Raw genomic sequence first — 3,933 nt, 5'->3', positions numbered from 1 at the left:
GGTCTGGGGGGAGACCCCCCAGATCCGGGTTCCATAGCACCAACAACCTAAAACTAGGCACTCTTCCAAAATCTGTGAGTAGTGGACTTATAACGGGGGTAACACCATCTCAATCGCAGCAAAAAAATCCCAACTTACTTACATCCGAGAGAATCGCGTGTGGCTACACCAGTCTTCGGATTTACACCATCCGCGATCTTACAAAGTTCTTTCTGTTGGAGCTTCCCTAAAATCGCATCTGTAAAGTCTGCACCAGCAATGTTGACATCTTTAAAGGTCGATCGTAGCATCATCGCTTCCATAAAAACAGCATCGCTCAAATCTGCACCCACAAACCTAACTTGATCCAGCAAACTTTGAGTGAGATTTGCGCCGTGAAGATTGGTACGGTTTAAGATTGACGAACTAATCACTACGCCTGTAAGGTCTGCACCAGCAAAGTTGGTATCATCTAACTTTGCGTTAGTAAATACCGCTGTCTGTAAATTTTTCCCTGAAAAATCTTCACCGTTGAGTACGGCATTATCATAGGAAAGTGACGGACTATATTGAGATGTTCCTCCCGCAGCGTAGGCGTAGCCACCTCCTGGCAGCATGACCCGACCGGGAAAGAATACTAAAATGGAAGCAAGGATTAGAGCGATAATAGTAGGCATATTTTCCAGTAAACAGTTGTGTTGCGACTCAGCAAAGCCGACGCTACCCGAGTGCAAAATAGCGAAGCTCGAATCTGGACGAGTTAGGCAAGGCCAGATCTTTACATTCCTTAACATTCACAGTTTATCGCAAAATAGGGTTGGTCGATCTAGGTTTGATACTGCAAAATATTTACTCTAACTCAAAGTAGAACTAACATATTTAAAACAGCAACGAGTCACAGTCGAAACTTTGCTCGATCGATACAATCCTCGATGCTTTAGATTCGATCGCCAAATTTTTCCACCGTTATAATTATCTCGCTAGCATTAGGTCGATCCAACTAAACTTAACGCCAGCGATCCCAATCCTACCCACAACAGAAAACTGTAGCGAGTCAACCTTAAAGCCTGCTGAATAATATCTGAAGTAATCGGTTGTAAATCGTCGCCCAATTGCGGCTTTTCTCGTACTTGTCCCTTATAGTAATTTATGCCCCCAACTTGCACCCCCAATGCTGCGGCATAGGCGCACTCGCTCCAGCCAGAATTGGGACTGGGATCTTTAACTGCGTCGCGGAAACAGAGTCGCCAGACAGTGCGGGGTTTACCAGAAATAATACTCAGGGTAAGTACGCTGAGGCGACAAGGCAGCCAAGTGAGAACATCTTCGGATTTAGCACTACACCAACCGATATCGGCGTATGGCTCGCGACGGTAACCGACCATCGAATCTAGAGTACTGGCAGCTTTGTAGGCCATGGCGAGGGGTACAGCCCCAACTGCGGGGATAAATGCACCGACGATCGCGTAAAACAGGGGAGCCATCACGCCATCGATCGCGTTTTCGGTGACGGTTTCGAGGATGGCGCGGTAGATTTCAGGGATGGTTAATTTATCGGTATCTCTACCGACGTACATACTTAATTTCGATCGAGCCGCATCTAGATCTTCACTAGCAATTGCCGTGAGAACATCTTCAGCCGCTCGTCGCAAACTTCTTCCAGCAAAACAACTAGCCAAAGCGATCGATCGAATGGCAATACTCAACCATGGATGAATCCATTCACAAGCATAAATTATTAGCCAGGTAATCGCTCCGGTACCGAGGATTAATCCCCAGCACAAAACAACCCCAGCCAGACGTCGTAAGTAGGGACTATTGACGTATTTAAGGGTGGTTTGGGTAAATAGATCGATCGTCCATCCCATTACTTGTACGGGATGCAACCATCCCCAAGGATCGCCGATGAGATAATCTAAATACGCTGCCAGGAGGAAGGTGGATGGGTAATGGGTAATGGGTAATGGGTAATGGGTATCAATAACCCAATTCTCAATTCTCAATTCTCAATTCTCAATTAATTTACTGCGGATCTACTTTTGCTTTGTCTAGTTCGATTTTATTGGTTTTATCTGGTTTGGTTGTGTCTGTTTTATCTTTATCTATTTCGGTTTTAGCTAGCTTTTTATTTTTAACTGCACTCGGATCGCTGGGGGGAATGCCATCGAGCGAAATTAATGATTCCATCACAGATTTGACAATCGGTGCGGCGACGTTACTACCGAAGGCTTTTTCTTTGCCTTTGGGTTCATCGACTGCGGCAAATACAACGTAGCGATGTTGTCCATCTACAGGCAAAATTCCTACAAAACTGGTAATTTTTTTATCATCTTGTTTATAGCCGCCGAGCATGGCTTTTTGAGAAGTGCCTGTTTTCCCAGCAATCCGATAACCAGGAATTGCAGCTTTAAAGCCAGAGCCGTGGGTAACGACAGTTTCCATCATTGCCAATACAGATTGGGCATTGTGGGGGGAAAAGATCTGAGTGGGTTCGGGGAGAGTGGGTTTGTCTTTGCGGACTCCCGCACTGTCGTACAAACCTTCTACCACATGCGGAGTTACGAGTTTGCCTCCATTCGCCAGACTGCCAATTAATGCTACCAATTGAATGGGAGTGAGCGAAATTCCCTGCCCGAAGGCTGTATTTGCTGGATAAATTGGGTAGGTGATAAAGTCGCGCCGACTTCTAATTTCGCCTCGCTCTTCTAAGGGCAGATCGATTCCAGATTTTTGCCCCAAACCAATCCGTTGCAGCCAATTATAGTAGATGTCGGGTTTGAGCCGTTGCATCATTTTCACCATGCCCACGTTGCTCGAATGCTGGAGAATTTGGGCGACATCGATGTTGCCATGACCTTTTTTATTGGAGTTGCGGATGGTATCTTTGCCGACAGTGATGCTACCATCGTCCAGGAAAGTAGATTTTGGCTCGATAATGCTATTTTCTAAGGCAATGGCGACAGCGATCGGTTTGAAGGTCGATCCTGGTTCGTAGAGGTCGGATACAGCCCAATTGCGCAGCAGAGTTGGCGCGCGTTTCGCCCCCACGATTTTGCTGTAATTTTGGACGTCTTTACCGTACTGATTGGGATTGTAGGTGGGTTCGACGACGAGCGATCGCAATGCTCCCGTATTGGCATCCATGACGATTACCGTCCCGCGTAGGGCATTCCATTCGGTCATCTTTTGTTTCAATGCTGTCCTGGCGGCACGTTGCAGGCGCAGATCGATACTCAGTCGCAGTTGTAAGTCATCGGTATGTAAAAAATCTAAGGTGACGCGATCGGGTAAAATTTCACCTCTAGCAGTCTTGGTTAAGTTGTAGGGGACGACTTTTCGCTCTAAGAGAGTGGTTTGACTGTACTCTACTCCCGCCTGGGGTTGCCTTTGCCAATCGAGATAGCCCAATACTTCGGCGAGCATATCATCTTGAGGATAAAATCGCGTGTAGTCGAGTTCGCCCTGGACGATCTCGACACCTTCAACTTTGAGTGCTCGAATCCGATTTTTGGTGTCTTCCCGCAGTCGCGAGCCGACAAATACTCCCGTCTTGCGCTGTTGAAATTTGGTCGCGAGATCCTGTGCCGTGCGTCCGACAATTGGTGCCAGTCGTTGCGCCATATCGGCGGGGGTGACGGGGACGACTACTCCAGTTTTCGAGCCTTTCTTGCGGACTATTTCGGTGAATTTTTCGGGATGAGCAAAGACAGTATAACTGAGCCTGTCGATCGCCACTCGATCGTTCGATCGATCGACGATCGTCCGGCGCGGTACTACCGATCGCATCGTCACCTGTTGCTGCTCTTTGGCTTTTTCTTGTAACTTAGGTGCTTCGATAATTTGTAACCAAACTAACCTCGCCAGTAGCACCAATGTCGCCAATCCCCACGCGCTCCAAACGACAATCGATCTCGCGATCGTCCGATTGACTTTTACCGCCGAGCGAGTCGATTT

At 47.4% G+C, this 3,933-nt stretch carries 3 protein-coding genes; all 3 read right to left on the bottom strand.

Features of this window, described 5'->3' with window-relative positions; translation table 11 throughout:
- Nucleotides 1-134: 134 nt before the first annotated feature.
- Entirely contained in the window at nt 135-656 is a 522-nt protein-coding gene (locus C7B77_RS25650) for a pentapeptide repeat-containing protein (RefSeq protein ID WP_106311649.1), read from the bottom strand.
- A gap of 309 nt (nt 657-965) precedes the next feature.
- Entirely contained in the window at nt 966-1,982 is a 1,017-nt protein-coding gene (gene cbiB, locus C7B77_RS25645) for an adenosylcobinamide-phosphate synthase CbiB (RefSeq protein ID WP_245894418.1), read from the bottom strand.
- A 19-nt stretch (nt 1,983-2,001) separates the two neighbouring features.
- The coding region (locus C7B77_RS25640; protein ID WP_106311643.1) for a peptidoglycan D,D-transpeptidase FtsI family protein at nt 2,002-3,933 on the bottom strand (1,932 nt) is incomplete at its 5' end.

The organism is Chamaesiphon polymorphus CCALA 037 (assembly GCF_003003845.1).
Classification (GTDB): domain Bacteria; phylum Cyanobacteriota; class Cyanobacteriia; order Cyanobacteriales; family Chamaesiphonaceae; genus Chamaesiphon; species Chamaesiphon polymorphus.
Note: the sequence above shows the minus strand (reverse complement) of the source record. Positions and strands in the feature narration are given on the sequence as shown.

Excerpts from the sequence above, each read along its gene's own strand:
- C7B77_RS25650 (WP_106311649.1), bottom strand. The coding sequence starts at position 656 with ATGCCTACTATTATCGCTCTAATCCTTGCTTCCATTTTAGTATTCTTT.